The sequence below is a fragment of the Streptococcus suis genome (assembly GCF_046032515.1).
GTDB lineage: Bacteria > Bacillota > Bacilli > Lactobacillales > Streptococcaceae > Streptococcus > Streptococcus suis_AL.
Genome location: NZ_JARQPJ010000010.1, coordinates 46,020 through 64,450 on the forward strand (window position 1 = coordinate 46,020; position 18,431 = coordinate 64,450).

Consider the following 18,431-nt stretch of genomic DNA (forward strand, 5'->3'; position numbering starts at 1 on the left):
TAATTTATAGCTTTACCAAGCAGAAAAATACCAGCTCTTTGCTCTGTAATTCTTCCATACCTCCTACAACCAACTCGGTATTCTCTTTAGAGGTATATCGTTGTCGCTTTAGAAAATCCGTAACCTTATTTGTAGTTTCTATCATTTTTTTCATAGAATCGGCAGTATGGTCATAACGAGTTCTTACAGATAGAACCAGTTTATTCATTTCGAATAATGTGCCACTCATTTCTTTAGGAAAATATTGCTGGAGTGACCGACAAAAAATATCAAAGGAATCATAAAAGCCTGCAAGTAATACAATCGAATCCGCATCTTTAAAGTTGTCTAAAATAAACTGCTGTATCCGTTCGTTAATAACATCATTTTGCAGAATCAAACCATTTTGGACAAGCGGGATTTTATCAACCCTTTCTCTAAGCAAAAAACGCAAGGTTGGGATTCCGAAATTTTGTTGGGTCTTAGCTTGAGAAAGTTGGTTCGGAGAGTAAAATTCCAGATAGAATGCTTTGTTTATTTCAGGGAAATCGAACAGATTTTCGAAATGTTTTCGGTGTGGAAATAAAGATAAGACAATCTCGTTATCTAAAAACCGAAGAATCGTTTGTTGGATAATGTGTGCATTTCGCTTGGCTTCATCGTCTACAATTGAAATATTAGGAAGATTAACCAGATAGATAAGCATAATGGCGATATATTCTTCGTCTTCTTTAGCAGAATGAAGCTTTTTTAATTTCTCTTCGCCAAAAACCTGCTTTGCTTCTTTCGCATGTTCGGAAAGAGCATTTTTTATCTTCGAAGCAACCTGTCTGAAATGAAAGGTTTCTTCTTTATTTAGATTAGACAGCACTTTAGATATTCGCTGACTCTGAAAGTCTAAGTCGGTTAGGGGCAAGACTTCACGATAATATTCAGGCACTTCCTCTTCGCCTGTAAAAATCCGATTACTAGAAACTCTGTTTATTTCTGGGATAAAAGAGGTTTTGGGATTGCCTTCGCCTACTAATTTATTTAATACTGTATTGACAAAATCTTCTTGATTTCGTTTTTTCTTTTCACATTTTTGAAGAATATAACAAAACCAACCTAATCTAAACCTTGTCATCTGCTCCTCCTTGAGATTTTTGAGATTTTTTGACTGATGAATGAGATTTAATAATCAATTATACTTTAACCATAAGTTAGCTAACTTACCAAAATTATATCAAAGGAGAACGCTTATGTCACTCACACCTTCTATTCGTCGCAATAAAGAAGTCCAAGCACTTCAAACCATCGCCAGTCCATATCAAATGGAGGTCGCAAGAAAGCTCAGTCAAAACATGGCAGACAACCAAGCAAGGGAGCTTCTGGCGACAGACATTCTCTACAAAGTGGGGAATTTAGCCTTGATTCAAGCTGAAATCCTGAAAAACAATCCAGAAGCTCACGCTTATACAGATTATATTCTGAGAGCTTTCACTCACTACACCACGCAATATTTGAAATAAGGAGGAGTTATGAACATTTATTCTTGGATTCTGATAATAAGTGGCGTTGCCTTACTCTTTATCTCTGCTCTAGGGGCATACTTTGAAGCATTAGACAAAGAAAACCAGCCAAGCTATACAGAAGAAGAAATCGCACTGGCAGAATATCTTGAAAAGAAACAAGCAATTAACGGAATTTACCTAGAAGCTGTCGCCGAAATCTTACGCCACCAAAAGCGATAGAATCACCACTTGGACTAGACAAAAGGACAAAATATGGTGAAATATACTACTGTTAATCCGTCCAAAATCTATTCCAATCGCTCCAAAAGCAGGACAAAGCCAAATTTCAAATTTTGGCAATCTTCCTGTATAACTGAAATCAGAAAGGAAACCAGCCATGAAGAAACTACTCGCTTACATTCTCGGATTCTTTGCCTGTGCTTGGCTTGTCAATCAAGCGGTTAAATTGGTCTTGGAAGTTTGGCAAGTGTTGTTTTTGGGAGTGGTGTTCATCTTTGCTGGTTGGTTTGCCTTTCAGATTATCAAAATTAAGAAAGATTGGAGGTAAATATGAAGCGACACTTTAACGCTTTGTCGTGGAGCGAATGGGCTTGGCAGCGTCCGTTTTCAGAAGAAGATGTCAAAAGCCTACTTGGTCAGCTGGTCGGTCTGACTCGGCGGAAGAGTCTTGTTTTTGAAGTTCGCTTGAAGAGAAACCGTGTGCAGTATCTTTTAGGAACAGAAGAACAAGATAAACGGCACATTCATCAATTGATACAATCACACCGACAGATTCAATTTTCTAAAGCTCCTAAGCGTGAAAAAATATCAGTTACCCGATTAGTTCAGATTAAGCAGTCACATTATGCCCTAAAAACAGACTCGCTAGAAAACATGATTCGCTCTAGTTTGGCACTGTCAAAAACACTCCAGCCAGATGAGGAAATTGTTCTTCAGCTAATTCTTGGCTCTGGCTCTCCACCAAAACCACAACCTAAAGAATTACCAAATTTGTCTGCTCGCTGGTATCAGGTTATCACAAATAATATTCCTGAACTCTCAGAAAACTCCAAAAAGCTCATGCGTCAGAAGTTAAATCAATCAACTTTCAGATGTGAAATTAGGCTTGGGGCAAATTCACGCAGTATTTTGCGGACGAAAGAGTTCTTTTCAAGCCTGCTCAGTTGCTTTCGGATGCTGGAAACTCACGCCACTATCGAACTAAAACCAATCTCGGCTTCAAAAATCAATCAAGCCCAACCGTCTTGGTCTTTCCCGTATAGCTTAGCTACTACTGACCTCGCTTGTTTTCTGCTTTTGCCTGTTGGTGAAGAAAACATGGACGGTGTGCCGAATGTTCACCCGAAACTCATCACCCCACCGCTTGGCTACAATTTGAATCACAACAAGGCAAGAAGTTTTGGGCAGACTATCGAAACTCAGCCGAGACCACTTCAAATTTCCAGCCAATCCGCCAAGAAACATTTGTTTCTACTTGGAAGCACAGGAACAGGTAAAACTACAGCCATGAGTCATTTGATTCTATCTGACATAAAATCCAAGAAGCATAGTGTGGTCGTAATTGACGCCAAGGGGCAACTAACACATGAACTGCTTGAACGAACTCCAGCCGAACATGACGAAGACATAGTGGTTGTTTCACCAACTGCCAAGCGAATTGTTGGCATTAACCCCTTTGAGCTGACAAATTATGGAATTGAACCTGAAGTTATCGCAGATTATCTGTTAGAGCTATTCAAAGGCTTATATCCAGAACATTTCGGAATCTACTCTTTAGATATTCTGTCGCACACTTTCTTGACTTTGGCACGGATTCCAAACAGTTCTTTAGTGATGTTGCCTAGCCTTTTAACCAATAAACACTTCAGAAATAAACTGCTGAAAAATCTCACAGACCCAATCGGCTTAGAAAGTTTTTGGTCTTGGTTTGAGATGTTAAGCAAAGCCCAACGCCACCAGATGTTAAACCCAATTTTGAATAAGTTTCGCCAGTTTTTACTTCGCCCGCAACTCAGGGCTATGCTTGGACAAGCTAAACCAAAATTCAGTTTGGCAGAACTCTTCCAGGGCAGAAAAATTGTGCTAGTGCCACTTAACAAGTCGGTGATTGGTTCAGAATCCGCCAAACTTATCGGAAGCCTTGTCACTTCAATCTTGTGGATGCTTATTTTGCGACAGTCTTCGGTTGAGTCAAGCAAACGCCAGTCTGCTTTCATTTATGTCGATGAAACACCGAGCTTTCTTGGAATCCCTAACGCTAATCTGGACGAAGCACTTTCACAATCTCGCCAGTTTAATGTTGGCTGGGCGATAGGTTTTCAGCACTTGGCACAGATGTCTTCAAACCTTAAAGCAGGAATTGAATCAAATACTGCCAATAAAATTGTCTTTGGCTTGAATTTGAACGAAGCCAAGGAAATGGCAAAATCCACATTAGAAGTTGCCAAAGAAGATTTTTATAGCCTGCCACCGTTTTGGGTATATTCAAGAATTGAAACCTCGCCCAATACCTATCGCTGGGTAATTGGCAAAACCTATCCACCAACACCTGGGATTCGAGATAGTCGCACGCCTTACCTAAATAGTCTTATCAAATACGGACAAAATGTGGACGATTTAGAGCGAGAATTTCAGGCTTTTACTTACCAAGAAAAACCACAAACAACTGAATCTCTGGACGATTTAGGACGAAAAAAGCGTTCTAATCGGTCTTCCAATCGTGTTGATGAAGAAGATTCTTCCAGCCCCGTAAAATAAGCCTTTCTGTCCCCCAATTGTCACACGACTTACTGCGTAACGAAGCACATTTTACCAGCCAACCTTTAAGGAGAACAAAACAGATGAAATGGAATCAATTAACCACTCAAGATATTCAAATTTTATACTTTCTCAATCAAGCTAGATATGCCACTACAAGCCAGCTTGCCAGACTCTTCTATTCGGACAGCGACAAACCAGAAACCGCTATTCGCCGAGCCAACTTTACAACGCAAAGACTGCTAAAGACTGGTCTGGTTTCACACCTCAAACGCCGAATTGGTGGTGTTCGCAAAGGCTCAGCTTCCTATGTTTGGCAAATTACCTTTCAAGGTTTGAAACTGTTAAAAAGTCAAGACGAAACGATTGTCTTGCGTTATAAAAACCACTACGAACCCAGCCAACACCATGTCGAACACACCTTGTCGGTCACGGAAATATTCATTGAAACCATGGAGACCGTCCGAGACTCCCAAAAGCTATCACTTGAAGCCTTTTCTTTCGAGCCGAACTCTTGGCGGAGCTACCAAAAACTTTCTGGCTTAGGTATGACTTTGAAACCTGATGCTTATCTGGAGCTGGTCAGCCGAGAATTCGAAGACCACTATTTTATTGAACTAGACCGAAGCACCGAAAGTCTAGCCCGCATAGTGAACACCTGTAAAAAATATATCGAATACTATCGCTCAGGCGTCGAACAACGCCAGCATGGAGTTTTCCCATTTGTGCTTTGGATAGTTCCAGATGACAAGCGAAAGCTGGCAATTTCGAAAGCGATTCAAAATGAACTCTATAACTTTTGGGAATTGTTTACCGTGATAACGCTAGATGAATACCAAAGTTATATCAAAGGAGGCTTGGAAAATGAATCAGAAGAATAAAGACCGAGATTCAAACCAAGCCTCGCACACCTTAGCAGAACACCGTCGAATTGGTCGAACGACTTACTACATTTACCATTCTTTTACTGGAAAAAGACCGCTCGAAAAAGTGCTAGAAAGGTTGATTTTAAGCGATAAACCGCTATTTTAACAGTAGTAAAAATGGTATAATAGTAGTATAGGTGTGTGAACTCCAAAAAGGAGAAAACACATGAACAGAACTTTGACAATTCCATATTATAACCAAGTAGACACTTCTAGACTTTCGAATATTACGGTCGTTTATTGTCGGTTAAGCCAAGATGACGGATTGAACGGAGATAGCAACTCAATCATCAATCAGAAGAAGATTTTATCTGAAGCCGTTCAGCGTGAACGATTAGAAAATCCGATTTTGTTTGTCGATGACGGATATAGCGGAACGAACTTTGACCGCCCAGCTATTTCAGAAGCTCTCAGACTGGTAGAAAATGGACAAGTTTCGAACTTTATCGTAAAAGATTTAAGCCGTTTGGGGCGGTCTTATATCAAGGTTGGGCAACTAACAGAAATTACTTTTCCAAGTTTTGATGTTCGATTTATCGCCCTAAATGATGGCGTTGATTCGAACAAACCCAACGAAACCAATTCGATTTTCTTGCCTATCAAGAGCCTCATGGATGAAATGTATGCGGCGGATACCAGCAAGAAGATTCGGGCGGTTATTCAGGCCAAAGCCAAGGCGGGCGAACGAGTGACAGCGAATCCGCCTTATGGCTATCTAAAAGACCCCGAAAACCCTAAAAACTGGATAGTTGACCCCGTAGCTAGTGAGGTTGTGAAGCGAATTTTTCAAGAAGCTAAAAACGGTAAATCTGCCAACGAAATCGGTAAAATGCTTGAAGCAGACAAAGTCGAAAAACCAGATTGTTATCGTATTAAATCAGGACGAAAGCCCTTGGCTGGTGTTCAAGATAAAAGATATTCTCCATATTATTGGAGTCGTGAAACTATTACAAGGCTTTTAAAACGTGAAGAATATCTAGGTCATACGGTCAATCTTCGAACACAAACCAAGTCTTACAAGGACAAACGTTCAATTGATAAACCCAAAGAAGATTGGTTGATTTTTAAAGATACCCACGAGGCAATCATAGACCAAGAAACTTTCGATATTGTTCAGAAAATGCGCAGTCACAAGCGGTCAAATCAACGCTACAAAAACCGTGTTGGTCATGAAAATTTGTTTGCGGGATTGGTCTTTTGTGGAACTTGTGGACGAAAGCACTATTTTTGTCCATTCCAGAGCAAAACAGGACTGAATCACGACCACTACAAGTGTTCTGGCTACCGCAAGCCAATTGACGGTTGCGAAAATCCGCATTACATTCAAAAATCTGCCCTGATTGAGATTGTGGGCGCAAAACTTCGGCAAACCATTCAAGAAATTCAGCTAGACAAAAACAAGTTCTTGGAAAAGCTAGAGTGGCAAAGTCAAGTTAAATTTTCGAAAGACAGCCAACGCCAGCGCCAACAACTCCAAAAAGATGAATTTCGTTCGAAAGAGATTGACGCGATTATTCAAAAGCTCTATGAAGATAATCTGCTTGGAAAAATTTCTGATGAACGTTTTGTAAAGTTAAGTCAGAGCTATGAAACTGAACAGAAACAGCTTCAAACTTCAATCTTAGACTTGACAGAAAAACTCGCCCAACAACAAGAAGAAACACAAAATATCTCCAAGTTTATGGCGAGAATTTCCAAATATACAGAACTGCCAGAATTAACTGTAGAAATAGTGAACGAACTGATTGACAAGATTGTGATTCACAAGCCAACAGGCACGAAGCGCAATCGGATTATTCAGTTTGATATTCACTACAACTTTATCGGAAAACTAAACAACGAAAAAGCGAGTCAGGTGGACTGACTCGCTAATATTGCCCATAATAACTAAACTGCTTTTTGTCAGCCTAGCTAATGGCGGGGCTTTTATGCACGAATAACAAGAAGTGGCTTAAGACCAAAACTTCTCTGCAATTTCTTGGCCTTGTTTAATTTTTGCCCACTGTTGCGGGATGGCCAATTCATTACCTGAATCACATGAAGCGAATCCACATTGATGTGACAAGTAGAGACGCTCTTTTGGAATAATCTTGCTTGCTTCCTCGAGTAATTTATAAACACGTTCTTCATCATCCAAATCAGAAGTTTTACTTGAAAGTAGACCAAGAACGACTTCGACATTCTTATCACGCAAGCTTTCCAAAGCTTTTAAATCACCTGCACGTTCATCATCCCACTCAAGGAAGAATCGATCGTATTTTTGGTCACGCAGGAATTTTTCAGCAATAGCTTCGTAAGTTCCGCCAGCTGCTGAGCGGCTTTCATAGTTACCACGGCAGTTGTGCGTCCAGACGGTCAAGCCAATTTCATGTCCGTAATCAATAACAGCATTATTGATAGCAACAAACTCGTCAGCCAAAGCAGCCAATGCTTCAGAATCGTCTTGTGGCAAGAAAGGTACAGGGTTAGCAGGGTCGAATAATTCCCAAAGGCAGTCATCAAATTGAACGATTTGTCCACCAGCTTCCTTGTACTGGTCTAAAAATTCCTTATAGGCAGCGATGAGCCCGTCTTTCAATTCATCACGAGTCCTGTAGATGTGATCTGGTCCAACTTGTCCATTGAAAATTGTCAATTCATTAAAGGCATGGGCTGGCCCAAAAATAGTTTGTTTGGTTACAGTTTCACCAGCTAGTTCTTTAACTTTTTTATAAATGTCAATGAAATGGTGATTTTTTGCTGAAAGAGGACCTGTGATACGTAATCCAATATCCTTACGTGTTTCAAAAATTTGTCCATCATGGTCTTTAAAAGGATAACCATGCTCAGCAATGTAACGCTCGATACCATCGAAGCCCCAGACAAAGTCAAGATGCCACATTGATTTTGAAAACTCACCGTCTGTTACAATATCAATACCATTTGCTTTTTGTTCAGCTACAATCGCTTCGATAGTTGCAGCTTCAGTTTCTTGATAGCCATCAAAGGCGTCGTAGAATGGGTATTGGATATTGTCACGATGCTCAATTTTACGTTTAAATTCTCCTAAGTTTGCTGGTCGAAGAAGTGAACCGACTAATTGGAATCTTGAAGTTGTCATATGTGTGTCTCTCTTTCGTTTTAGTGATGAACCTATTCTAACTCATAAGCTATCATTTGAAAAATAGTTATTTTCATGGCAAATCCATAGTTAAAAACTATAACTAGAAAAAAAGACGGAAATAACTTTCTATCATTTGTCAACTATGGTATAATCGAAAGTGCTGAAATCCGAACATTAGGAGACTTAGGAGAAAAATGAAAAAACAATCACCCTTTATAATTGCAGGAATCGTCATGCTAGGGGTCGTGATGCGTGCCCCCTTTACAGCTTTACCTGCTATTTTGACAGATGTGGCAGCAGGACTGGGAGTAGAAGTGAGTTCATTAGGAATTTTAACCTCTATTCCGCTCATCATGTTTGCTCTCTGTTCATCCTTAGCACCGCGTCTTGCGGCTAAGTTTGGCATGGAAAAACTAATGGCCCTAGTCTTACTGGTCATGGTGCTTGGTTCAGGGATGCGAGTTCTCAACTTACCAGCCCTTTACATTGGTACTATGCTTGTTGGTGCTACAATAGCGTTTATTAATGTTTTGCTACCAAGTTTGGTTGCGGCTAATTTTCCAAAGAAAATTGGTCTGTATACGACGATTTATATCACTCTCATGGGGGTTGCGGCAACAGTTGCATCCATGATTGCTGTTCCAATTGTATCCTCTAGTTCTTGGGAATTTTTTATTCTATTAATTACAGGATTGGTGTTTATAGCTTTCCTAATCTGGTTGCCTAATGTAAAAAATAACCATCGATTTGCAAGTGAGAACCAAGGAAAACAGAAATCATCTATCTGGAAAAATAAAGCAGCGATTGCCTTTTTGATATTTGGTGGGCTACAATCAGTTCTCTACTATACAGAGATTACCTGGCTGCCAACCATTTCCCAGTCGGTAGGTTTTACCAAGGCTGAAGCTGGTTTGATGGCAGGAATCTTTAACTTGACTGCCATTCCAATGTCCATGATTATACCAGCAATTTTATCACGTCAGACTAAGGAAATGCGTCGGAACATTATGCTAGGAACATCATCCGCAACTCTTCTAGGTCTTGCTTTGATGATATTCTTACCAAGTAATTTTATACTTTGGAGTATCCTCCATATTATTCTTAGCTTTTCAAACGCTGCCCTTTTCCCCTATATGATGTTGGGCTTTACCTTGAAAACTAGCAACAGCCAAGCAACTGCTCAGTTATCAGGCATGGTGCAGACCGGTGGCTATCTCATTGCTGCATTTGGACCAGGCCTTCTCGGTTATAGCTATCCAATCTTCGGAAACTGGATGCCATTGATTCTTGCTCTGGCTATCGTCACACTTGCCATGATGTGGACTATTGTTCTGATCGAAAAAGAAGATATTATCTTATAAAGTATAATCCCTTAAGGAGACTGACATTTTTCTGTGAAAATGGCAGAGCTTCTAAGGGATTTTTGGTCAAACAAAAAAGCTGGACTCCTGCCAGCTTTTTAGTGTGCCACGCGTTTACGAGCAGCTTTTTTACGATTTTCCTCAATGAAGGCTTCTTTCTTTTCTTCTGGTTCAATGATTGTTTTGTGAACGGTGAAGACTGCACCTGCCGCAAGAGCAACTGTAGAAAGAACACCTGTTAAGAAACCTTTACCAAAACCTTTAGCCATAGTTATTTCTCCTTTACTTGTGTTATAATAGATTTTAGCGAAAAAACAAAATATTTTCAAGGAAAAAGATGAAAACTAAAGTTATTGTGGTCATTGGACCAACTGCGGTAGGAAAAACTGCTTTAGGAATAGACTTGGCCCAGCGCTACAAGGGAGAGATTATCAGCGGTGATAGCCAGCAAGTCTATCGCAAACTGGATATTGGTACGGCAAAAGCTAGTCCTGAAGAGCAGGCTGCTGCGGTTCATCACTTGATTGATGTCCGAGATGTGACCGAGGGCTATTCGGCTTATGAATTTGTAGCAGAAGCCAAGGCCTTAATTGCAGACATTACTAGTCGTGGCAAGTTGCCCCTTATCGTTGGAGGTACGGGGCTTTACATTCAGAGCCTGCTTGAAGGCTACCATCTGGGCGGGCTGGTTGACCAGGAGCAAGTTCTTGCTTATCGGGCGGAACTCGACTGCTTGTCTGACGAGGATTTGGAAACAATGGCAGAGCAGACAGGTTTGATGGTCGAGGGAAACAGTCGACGGAGAATCATTCGTGGGTTGGAGTTGAAAAAATTTGGCAAAAATTTGGAAAATACAGAGTCAGAATATGTGCCTCTTTACATCTGCCTGACGGATGACAGACAGGTTCTTTACGACCGCATCAATCAGCGAGTGGATAAGATGATGGCGGCGGGCTTATTAGATGAAGTTAGTTGGCTCTACCAAGAACACCCTCAAGCCCAAGCCGCTATGGGAATTGGCTACAAGGAATTTTTCCCTTATTTTGCAGGTGATCTTTCGCTAGAAGAAGCAGTTGATAAGGTCAAGCAAAATAGCCGCCGCTTTGCCAAACGCCAATTGACTTGGTTTAGAAATCGGATGCAAGTTCCCTTTTATTCAGTAGGCGAGCCAGATTACAAGTCGCAGATTTTCACCGCCGTGGAGGAATTTTTAAATGATTGAAACGCAGAAAGAACAAGAACGCGCCCTCCTGGTTGGAGTGGAATTACCGCAGACAGATAATTTTGACATGTCCATGGAAGAGTTGGCAAGCCTGGCCAAGACGGCTGGCGCTCTGGTCAAGGGAGTCTACACTCAAAAACGTGAAAAATACGACAGCAAAACCTTTGTTGGCTCAGGAAAACTAGAAGAAATTGCCCAGATGGTCGAAGCTGATGTGATTGATACCGTTATTGTCAATAACAGACTGACACCCCGTCAGAATGTCAATTTGGAGGAGATTCTGGGGGTTAAGGTCATCGATCGCATGCAGTTGATTTTGGATATCTTTGCCATGCGGGCACGGAGCTACGAGGGAAAACTACAAGTCCACTTGGCCCAGCTCAAGTACATGTTGCCACGCTTGGTTGGACAAGGTATCATGCTCAGTCGTCAGGCAGGTGGTATCGGCTCTCGTGGACCAGGTGAAAGCCAGTTGGAGCTCAACCGTCGAAGCATTCGTAATCAGATTCACGACATTGAACGCCAACTCAAAACGGTGGAGAAGAACCGGGCAACTGTCCGTGAACGTCGTCTGCAATCAGGCGTGTTCAAAATCGGCTTGATTGGTTATACCAATGCTGGCAAGTCCACTATTATGAATGCCATGACGGATAAGCGACAGTACGAGGCGGACGAACTTTTTGCGACACTTGATGCCACGACCAAGCAGATTAACTTGGCCGACAAGTTCAACGTGACCCTGACCGATACGGTTGGTTTCATTCAGGACCTACCGACCGAGCTGATTTCTGCCTTCAAGTCCACCTTGGAGGAGTCTATGAATGTGGACCTCTTGCTCCATGTCATCGACGCCTCTGACCCCAATCACAGTGAGCAGGAGCAGGTAGTCTTGGATATTCTAAAAGACCTGGATATGCTGGACATTCCACGTCTAGCTCTCTACAACAAGTTGGACAAGACGGACGACAGCTTTACCCCAAGTCAGTTTCCTCATGTCATGCTGTCCGCTAAGGCTGAAAATGCCAAAGGCCATATTCAGATGATGGTCTTGGCCAAGATTAAGACCATGTTTGAACGATTTGAGGTCAGGGTACCACTTGCTGAATCTTATAAATTGCATGATTTAGCTACTCTAGCCCTAATAGAAAATCGGACCTATGAAGAGGATGTGGAAGTGGTATCAGGCTATATCGCTTCCAGCAATAAATGGAAGTTGGAAGAATTTTATGACGGATTATCTTGATTTGGCAATCAAATACGGTGGCTTTACCAGTCTGGACAAGGTCTATCTGGCTAAGAAATTAGCTGATTTGACTGACCAACAAAAACTAGATTTTATCACGCCACCGCCCTCGGTTATCAATGCCTATTTTGCGGAAATCTACCAGAAACAAGGAGCAGAAGAGGCGACGGACTACTATCTTACACTTTCTCAGCAGTTCTGCCTTTTTCCAAAAGAACCCAGCTTTGCTGAAAGCAAACCCTTTGTCCGCCTCAACTTATCAGGTAAGTCTTTCGGATTTGCCTATGTGTCGGCGGACGGTCTGGCCCAGGTTTTTTCGGAGCAAGAGAAGGAAGTGACAGATAGCCTAGTCTTTGAAATCGCCCAAGTCTTTCCCCACTATGTCGTCTTTGTGGAGGAGGGCAAGATTTTTATGAAAGTCAATCCCTTTAAGGATGCCGAGTTAGAGGAAGTTGAAACAGACTACCTCTTGACACAGGTGGAAAAGACAGAAGGTTTGGTCAAGATTTCAGGCTTTAATCAGGAAGAAGTGCTGGAAGTAGCGGAAGTTTTTTCTGGTCAGTCATTTTTTGCCTGGTCGGGTCGCTCAGCGATAATATTTATAGAAAATAGAAAGTAAACAATGCAAATTCAATTTTTAGGTACGGGGGCTGGACAGCCCTCCAAGGCTCGAAATGTATCCAGTTTGGCCTTAAAACTCTTGGATGAAATCAATCAAGTTTGGCTTTTTGATTGTGGCGAAGGAACTCAAAATCAAATTTTGGAAACGACTATTCGTCCACGAAAGGTCGCAAAAATCTTTATCACTCACCTGCACGGCGACCATATTTTTGGACTGCCAGGTTTTTTGTCTAGCCGTTCTTTCCAGTCTAGTGAGGAGCAGACGGATATTGATATTTACGGTCCTGTGGGCATTCGTTCCTTTGTTTTGTCCAGTCTGAAAGTATCAGGGACACGCCTACCTTATCGCATTCATTTTCATGAGTTTGATGTGGAGACGGTCGGTCAGGTCTTAGAAACAGATAAATTCACGGTATTCGCTGAAAAACTGGACCATACCATTCCTTGTGTCGGCTATCGTGTCATCCAAAAAGATTTGGAAGGGACATTGGATGCAGAGGCTCTGCGTGCGGCAGGTGTACCATTTGGTCCCCTCTTTGGAAAAATCAAAAATGGTCAAAACGTGACGCTAGAAGATGGGACTGAAATTATCGCGAGTGACTATATTTCTCCTCCTCGGCCTGGTAAGGTAGTGACCATTCTTGGTGATACGCGCAAGTGTCATGCCAGTGTGCGTCTGGCTGTCAATGCTGATGTGCTGGTGCATGAGGCGACTTACGGAAAAGGCGATGAGAAGATTGCTCGCAAGCACGGGCATTCGACTAACATGGAAGCTGCTCAGGTTGCCAAGGATGCTGGTGTCAAGCAGCTCTTACTCAATCATATCAGTCCACGCTTTTTGTCCAAAGATATTAGTCAGCTACGGAAAGATGCAAGTACTATTTTCGAGCAGGTTCATATTGTCAAGGACTTGGAGGAAATCGAGCTATGAGAACCATTCTAATCACAGGTGCCTCTGGTGGCTTGGTACAGGAAATGGTGCCATTGCTGAAAGATGATTTCTTGATTTTACTAGGTCGTGATGTGGCAAAAATTGAGCAGCTCTATGCTTACCATGAAAAAAAGGCTGTCTTTGATGTAGACATCCGAGATGAAATAGCTCTGACGGCATTTTTCGATGAACTGGATAGTCAGTTTGGTCAGATTGATATTCTAGTCAATAATGCTGGCTATGCCATTTATGATGATTTTGAGAATTTTTCCAGCCAGCAGGTGCAAGCTATGTTTGACATCAATACTTTTGCTCTGATGACCATGTGCCGTTTAGTAGGTAAACGAATGAAGGCCAGACGGAGCGGGCAGATTATCAATATCATTTCCATGTCAGGCTTGATTGCTTCAGCTAAGTCCTCGGTTTATTCGGCGACCAAGTTTGCGGCTATGGGTTTTTCCAATACCATTCGCTTGGAATTAGCTCAGTATGGTGTGACAGTTACTACCGTTAACCCAGGTCCAATCGCAACCAGCTTTTTCGATCAGGCTGACCCGGATGGAAGCTATCAAGAGAGCGTCAAGGCTTTCTTGCTGCAACCAGACTATGTTGCCAAGAAGATTGTTTCGGCTATGGGATCAAGGAAGAGAGAAATCAACCTGCCCTGGACCTTAGCTGTAGCTCATAAGCTCTATACTCTTTTTCCGAGGCTGGCTGATTATTTGGCAAGTACTGTTTTTAATTTGAAATAAAGAAAAGTGAACACATAATATGACCTAGATGGATTAATGCCATTCTAGGTTTTTTTGATCTAATCGGTTGACATTTTTTGACTACAAGTGTAAACTATAATTGTAAATCGATTACAAATGTAGACAGAAATAGGAGTTATCTTATGAACCATTCAAAAGAAAATAAGCAGGAACACCAACATATGATGCATTCTGAGGAAGTTGGTCAGACCAGCCATCATTCTCATCAGCAGGAGCATCCTCATGAAGAGGGGGTTCACGCCAATCATCATTCTGACCATCATCATGTAGGGGGCTCTGACGTCAGTCATCATTCTCATCATACTCATGATGCTCATCAGCATCACCAAGGGCATGACCATGACATGATGGAGCATGGTGGGCACATGATGCACATGGGGGATATGAATACAAAACTCAAAGTCGCAGTGGCAGTCATGATTCCCCTACTTGCCATTTCTCCAATTGCAGGTTTCACTCTTTTACGTTTTCCGGGTGTTGAACTTGTCCAGCTGATATTAGGTTCTATTATCTTCTTCTACTCAGGAACACCTTTCTTTAACGGAGCTAGAGGGGAGTTGCAAGCTAAAAAACCGGCAATGATGACCCTGATTTCCATGGGGATTATTGTTTCCTATCTTTACTCCGTTTATGCAACAATTTTAGCGCTATTGGGACAAGAAAGCATGAACTTTTGGTTTGAGTTGTCTACGCTGATTGTCATTATGCTGATTGGGCACATTATTGAAATGAAGGCGGTTATGGGAGCAGGGGATGCCCTGAAAGACTTGGCCTCTCTCATTCCGAAAAAAGCCCATCTCAAGGATGGGACAGATGTTGCGGTAGAGGACTTGCAGATTGGGGATTTCCTCTTAGTCAAGGAAAATGAAAAAATTCCGGCTGACGGTAAGATTTTGAGTGTTGCTCATATTGATGAATCCATGATTACTGGGGAATCTCGAGCTGTCAAAAAAGAGGCAGGAGATAGGGTATTCGGTGGTTCGCTCAATCAAAACACGCCCTTTGAAATGGAAGTGACCAGTCTTGGTAAGGACAGCTTTTTGGCGGAGGTGACCGAAATGGTCCGTCAAGCGCAAAACCAGAAATCCAAGCTTGAAAATATGGCTGACCGCGTAGCCTCTTGGCTCTTCTATGCAGCTTTAATTGTGGGGATTTTGGCCTTTATTTATTGGACCATGACGGCTAATCTTGCCTTTGCCTTGATGATGGCAGTTTCTGTTTTTGTCATTGCCTGTCCGCATGCCCTTGGTTTAGCCATCCCTCTTGTTGTGGCGCGTTTGACCACGATTTCTTCAAAAAATGGTCTTTTGGTTCAGAACCGAACAGCTCTTGAACAGGTTAACCAGATTCGGTTTGCCTTGATGGATAAGACCGGAACCTTGACCGACGGAAAATTTCGAGTTCGCCACAGCCAAGATTTGGTTGAGGGAGCGGATGCGCTGGCCAAAATGGCAGCATTAGAAGTTCTTTCAACCCACCCAATTGCCCTTTCGATTGTGGAGGCGGCAGGTCCACTTTTCTATGAAGCAGAACGGGTTGAGAATATCCCTGGTAGTGGGATTCGAGGCGTCTTGGATGGAAGGATTTATGAAATTATGTCCTACAAAGGTCTGCAGGAAATAGGTTTGTCAGTGGATCAGGACGTGATTGCTCCCTATCTTGATTTGGGACTTACTTTGAGTTTTTTGGTGGCTGATCGTGTGGTCTTGGGATTTGTAGCCTTGGGCGACCAGATAAGAGAAGATGCTAAAGATTTTGTAGCAGGCTTGAAAGCGCAGGGGATTAGTCCTGTGATGTTAACGGGTGACAATCCAGCTACCGCACAAAAAGTAGCCATTCAGTTGGGCATAGAGGATTACCGAGCTGAACTTAAACCAGAGGATAAGGCAAAACTGGTCAAGGACTATCAGGCGCGTGGGGCAGTTCTTTTCATCGGCGATGGGGTCAATGATTCGCCTGCTCTAGCGACGGCAGATTTAGGCTTTGCCATTGGCGCAGGAACTTCTGTTGCCATCCACTCTGCAGACGTGGTCTTGGTTCAATCCAATCCATCAGCAGTCTTGGATATGTTGAGCATTGCCAAGACAACCATCCGCAAAATGAGGCAAAATCTCTGGTTTGGGGCAGGATACAACATCATTGCCATTCCTTTAGCTGCTGGAATCCTTTATCCAAGCATGGGCATTATGGTGGATCCTTTATTGGCGGCCGTGCTCATGAGTCTATCGACGGTTATTGTCGCTATCAATGCTATGGGTTTACGTTACGGTAAACCGTAGAAATTTTGACAGATAATATATATAAGTAAAACACCGGTCTATGTCGGTGTTTTATGATGTAGGAGATAGGGGTGCTGTTTTCAAGTAAGAACTGCGAGAAATCTACTGCGATAATTAGTAGGATATTTGACTATAATCTGTTATAATGGTAAAAAAATAAGGGAGAGATGTATGGAAAAACTTTGGAAAATTATATACAGTCGGACCTTTATCGTCATTAGTTTGATCGTTCTAACCATTTTCCTTATTCTATGGTTGGTAGGTTCGGCAGCTACCTATATGCCTGCTCTATTGATTGTTTTGCAAATTTTTTCAATTTTTGTAGCTATTTCAATCATCAATAGACCGATGAATACCAGTTTTAAGTTAACCTGGATTATTTTTGTCATTGGTATTCCGATTTTTGGTGCTCTATTCTATTTTATTTTGCAGTCCAACATTGAAACCAAACGTTATCGTAAAAATTTTCATAAGCAAGCACAAAGACTTCGGGAGTATAGTAAGACGTCTGAAAAGGTCATGAAGGCATTGGAGCAGGAAGATAAGGAGCAACTGAAATTAGCTCACTTCATGAGTGAGTACGTTGGCTACCCAATTCATACCAATACGGATGCCGTCTATTTTTCAACAGGTCAGGAAAAATTTGAAGCTCTACTAGAAGAATTGAAAAAGGCAGAGCAGTATATTTTTATGGAGTACTTTATTGTCGATATGGGATATATGTGGGATTCTATCCTTGACATTTTGAAGGAAAAGGCAGCGCAAGGGGTGGAAGTTCGTTTTATGTATGATGGGATGAATTCACTGACCAATCTTCCCTATAATTACTATAAAACCTTGAGAAAATATGGGATAAAAGCCAAAGTATTTTCTCAAATTATCCCAGCCTTATCTACGGTGCAAAATAACCGTGACCATAGAAAAATTGCGATTATTGATGGAAAGGTTGCCTTTACTGGTGGCATTAATATCGCAGATGAATACATCAACAAGAAAGTGCGTTTTGGTTACTGGAAAGACGCAGCGATTATGATTAGGGGAGAAGCTGTTGCAAACTTTACGTTGATGTTCCTTCAAATGTGGAATTACAATGAAAAGACAGAGACAAATGACCTAAAATACCTCAAAACGCATAAAGATTTAGAGACGGAAACCGTTGATGCTGAAGGTTTCTTCCTTCCGTATGGCGAGAATCCATTTGATGGAGATGAGGTAGCCAAACGAGTCTGCCTAGACATGATTCAGTCGGCAACGGATTATATTTATATCATGACACCCTACTTAGTGTTGGATGATGAAATGATTGATAATTTGACTTATGCTGCGAAGCGTGGAGTCGAGGTTCGTATTCTGCTCCCGCATATCTACGATAAAAAATCAGCCTATTTGGCTGCTCGTACTGATTTTCCGACTTACTTGGAAGCAGGAATTGAAATCTTTGAATTCCAGCCTGGGTTTGTCCATTCCAAAGTTGTTTTGGTCGATGATAAGAAAGCTACTGTTGGTACGGTGAATATGGATTTTCGCTCTTTTTATCTTAATTTTGAGTGCGGTCTCTATATTTACAATCACTCGGCAGTTTTGGCAGCTATTAAGGATGACTTTACTCATTCCTTCAAAAAATCACAGCAAATTAACCTTCTGACCTTCCATAAAACGTACTCTTGGTATAAGCGTTTGGGAGGAGCCCTACTGCGAATTATTTCACCGTTATTATAAATT

Annotated in this window: 18 protein-coding genes; 15 read left to right on the top strand and 3 right to left on the bottom strand. The window is 41.8% G+C overall.

Translation table 11 applies throughout. The annotated features are described in order from the left end of the window. Positions 1–4: 4 nt before the first annotated feature. Positions 5–1,105: a hypothetical protein gene (locus P7J49_RS05925; protein ID WP_408569943.1), complete on the bottom strand. Its 1,101-nt coding sequence runs from the start codon at positions 1,103–1,105 to the stop codon at positions 5–7. A 115-nt stretch (positions 1,106–1,220) separates the two neighbouring features. Between P7J49_RS05925 and P7J49_RS05930 the strand changes: the two genes are divergently transcribed. The 7 genes from P7J49_RS05930 to P7J49_RS05960 all read left to right on the top strand — a co-directional run bounded on the left by P7J49_RS05930 (position 1,221) and on the right by P7J49_RS05960 (position 7,040). Beyond that, positions 1,221–1,490, top strand: coding sequence for a hypothetical protein (locus P7J49_RS05930; RefSeq protein WP_024413593.1), 270 nt, complete (start codon positions 1,221–1,223; stop codon positions 1,488–1,490). A 9-nt stretch (positions 1,491–1,499) separates the two neighbouring features. Further along, a complete protein-coding gene (locus P7J49_RS05935) occupies positions 1,500–1,712 on the top strand; it encodes a hypothetical protein (protein ID WP_408569945.1) in 213 nt (70 codons plus the stop codon). Between the two features lie 157 nt (positions 1,713–1,869). Further along, positions 1,870–2,040, top strand: a complete 171-nt coding sequence (locus tag P7J49_RS05940; protein WP_408569947.1) for a hypothetical protein — start codon at positions 1,870–1,872, stop codon at positions 2,038–2,040. Between the two features lie 2 nt (positions 2,041–2,042). Further along, positions 2,043–4,250, top strand: a complete 2,208-nt coding sequence (locus tag P7J49_RS05945) for a type IV secretory system conjugative DNA transfer family protein (protein WP_408569949.1) — start codon at positions 2,043–2,045, stop codon at positions 4,248–4,250. 83 nt (positions 4,251–4,333) lie between these two features. After that, positions 4,334–5,131: a replication-relaxation family protein gene (locus P7J49_RS05950; protein WP_408569951.1), complete on the top strand. Its 798-nt coding sequence runs from the start codon at positions 4,334–4,336 to the stop codon at positions 5,129–5,131. Continuing rightward, entirely contained in the window at positions 5,115–5,282 is a 168-nt protein-coding gene (locus P7J49_RS05955) for a hypothetical protein (RefSeq protein ID WP_162841085.1), read from the top strand. Before P7J49_RS05950 ends, P7J49_RS05955 begins: the two co-directional genes overlap by 17 nt. A 60-nt stretch (positions 5,283–5,342) precedes the next feature. Next, positions 5,343–7,040 (top strand): recombinase family protein, encoded by a 1,698-nt coding sequence (locus P7J49_RS05960; protein WP_408569953.1) that lies wholly within the window; start codon positions 5,343–5,345, stop codon positions 7,038–7,040. An 87-nt stretch (positions 7,041–7,127) separates the two neighbouring features. On the opposite strand, the gene P7J49_RS05965 is transcribed toward P7J49_RS05960, so the two are convergent. Further along, the gene (locus P7J49_RS05965; protein WP_408569955.1) at positions 7,128–8,276 is read right to left on the bottom strand and encodes a cobalamin-independent methionine synthase II family protein; all 1,149 of its coding nucleotides are present in this window, start codon (positions 8,274–8,276) and stop codon (positions 7,128–7,130) included. A 197-nt stretch (positions 8,277–8,473) separates the two neighbouring features. Here P7J49_RS05965 and P7J49_RS05970 point away from each other — a divergent pair, with 197 nt between their 5' ends. Then, entirely contained in the window at positions 8,474–9,640 is a 1,167-nt protein-coding gene (locus P7J49_RS05970) for an MFS transporter (RefSeq protein WP_408569957.1), read from the top strand. 98 nt (positions 9,641–9,738) lie between these two features. Here P7J49_RS05970 and P7J49_RS05975 read toward each other — a convergent pair whose 3' ends face one another. Next, complete coding sequence (locus P7J49_RS05975) at positions 9,739–9,909, bottom strand: DUF3042 family protein (protein ID WP_012775205.1); 171 nt, start codon at positions 9,907–9,909, stop codon at positions 9,739–9,741. A 68-nt stretch (positions 9,910–9,977) separates the two neighbouring features. Here P7J49_RS05975 and miaA point away from each other — a divergent pair, with 68 nt between their 5' ends. From miaA to cls, 7 genes are all read left to right on the top strand, one after another. Continuing rightward, the gene (gene miaA / locus P7J49_RS05980) at positions 9,978–10,862 is read left to right on the top strand and encodes a tRNA (adenosine(37)-N6)-dimethylallyltransferase MiaA (protein WP_408569959.1); all 885 of its coding nucleotides are present in this window, start codon (positions 9,978–9,980) and stop codon (positions 10,860–10,862) included. Beyond that, positions 10,855–12,105, top strand: a complete 1,251-nt coding sequence (gene hflX / locus P7J49_RS05985) for a GTPase HflX (protein ID WP_408569961.1) — start codon at positions 10,855–10,857, stop codon at positions 12,103–12,105. Before miaA ends, hflX begins: the two co-directional genes overlap by 8 nt. Next, the gene (locus P7J49_RS05990; protein ID WP_408569962.1) at positions 12,089–12,724 is read left to right on the top strand and encodes a cystathionine beta-lyase; all 636 of its coding nucleotides are present in this window, start codon (positions 12,089–12,091) and stop codon (positions 12,722–12,724) included. The genes hflX and P7J49_RS05990 overlap by 17 nt, the downstream gene beginning before the upstream one ends. Positions 12,725–12,727: 3 nt before the next feature. Beyond that, entirely contained in the window at positions 12,728–13,657 is a 930-nt protein-coding gene (rnz, locus tag P7J49_RS05995) for a ribonuclease Z (RefSeq protein WP_318824061.1), read from the top strand. Continuing rightward, positions 13,654–14,409, top strand: coding sequence for an SDR family NAD(P)-dependent oxidoreductase (locus tag P7J49_RS06000; RefSeq protein ID WP_099833244.1), 756 nt, complete (start codon positions 13,654–13,656; stop codon positions 14,407–14,409). The genes rnz and P7J49_RS06000 overlap by 4 nt, the downstream gene beginning before the upstream one ends. Before the next feature lie 143 nt (positions 14,410–14,552). Further along, on the top strand, positions 14,553–16,709 hold the full coding sequence (locus P7J49_RS06005) for a copper-translocating P-type ATPase (RefSeq protein WP_274807021.1): 2,157 nt from the start codon (positions 14,553–14,555) through the stop codon (positions 16,707–16,709). Positions 16,710–16,880: 171 nt separating this feature from the next. Further along, on the top strand, positions 16,881–18,428 hold the full coding sequence (gene cls / locus P7J49_RS06010) for a cardiolipin synthase (protein ID WP_408569965.1): 1,548 nt from the start codon (positions 16,881–16,883) through the stop codon (positions 18,426–18,428). Positions 18,429–18,431: the final 3 nt, after the last annotated feature.

Excerpts from the sequence above, each read along its gene's own strand:
- P7J49_RS05925 (WP_408569943.1), bottom strand. The coding sequence starts at position 1,105 with ATGACAAGGTTTAGATTAGGTTGGTTTTGTTATATTCTTCAAAAATGT.
- P7J49_RS05940 (WP_408569947.1), top strand. The coding sequence starts at position 1,870 with ATGAAGAAACTACTCGCTTACATTCTCGGATTCTTTGCCTGTGCTTGG.
- P7J49_RS05965 (WP_408569955.1), bottom strand. The coding sequence starts at position 8,276 with ATGACAACTTCAAGATTCCAATTAGTCGGTTCACTTCTTCGACCAGCA.
- P7J49_RS05960 (WP_408569953.1), top strand. The coding sequence starts at position 5,343 with ATGAACAGAACTTTGACAATTCCATATTATAACCAAGTAGACACTTCT.
- P7J49_RS05945 (WP_408569949.1), top strand. The coding sequence starts at position 2,043 with ATGAAGCGACACTTTAACGCTTTGTCGTGGAGCGAATGGGCTTGGCAG.
- P7J49_RS05935 (WP_408569945.1), top strand. The coding sequence starts at position 1,500 with ATGAACATTTATTCTTGGATTCTGATAATAAGTGGCGTTGCCTTACTC.
- P7J49_RS05970 (WP_408569957.1), top strand. The coding sequence starts at position 8,474 with ATGAAAAAACAATCACCCTTTATAATTGCAGGAATCGTCATGCTAGGG.
- P7J49_RS06005 (WP_274807021.1), top strand. The coding sequence starts at position 14,553 with ATGAACCATTCAAAAGAAAATAAGCAGGAACACCAACATATGATGCAT.
- P7J49_RS05950 (WP_408569951.1), top strand. The coding sequence starts at position 4,334 with ATGAAATGGAATCAATTAACCACTCAAGATATTCAAATTTTATACTTT.
- cls (WP_408569965.1), top strand. The coding sequence starts at position 16,881 with ATGGAAAAACTTTGGAAAATTATATACAGTCGGACCTTTATCGTCATT.
- P7J49_RS05975 (WP_012775205.1), bottom strand. The coding sequence starts at position 9,909 with ATGGCTAAAGGTTTTGGTAAAGGTTTCTTAACAGGTGTTCTTTCTACA.
- hflX (WP_408569961.1), top strand. The coding sequence starts at position 10,855 with ATGATTGAAACGCAGAAAGAACAAGAACGCGCCCTCCTGGTTGGAGTG.
- P7J49_RS05930 (WP_024413593.1), top strand. The coding sequence starts at position 1,221 with ATGTCACTCACACCTTCTATTCGTCGCAATAAAGAAGTCCAAGCACTT.
- miaA (WP_408569959.1), top strand. The coding sequence starts at position 9,978 with ATGAAAACTAAAGTTATTGTGGTCATTGGACCAACTGCGGTAGGAAAA.
- P7J49_RS05990 (WP_408569962.1), top strand. The coding sequence starts at position 12,089 with ATGACGGATTATCTTGATTTGGCAATCAAATACGGTGGCTTTACCAGT.
- rnz (WP_318824061.1), top strand. The coding sequence starts at position 12,728 with ATGCAAATTCAATTTTTAGGTACGGGGGCTGGACAGCCCTCCAAGGCT.
- P7J49_RS06000 (WP_099833244.1), top strand. The coding sequence starts at position 13,654 with ATGAGAACCATTCTAATCACAGGTGCCTCTGGTGGCTTGGTACAGGAA.
- P7J49_RS05955 (WP_162841085.1), top strand. The coding sequence starts at position 5,115 with ATGAATCAGAAGAATAAAGACCGAGATTCAAACCAAGCCTCGCACACC.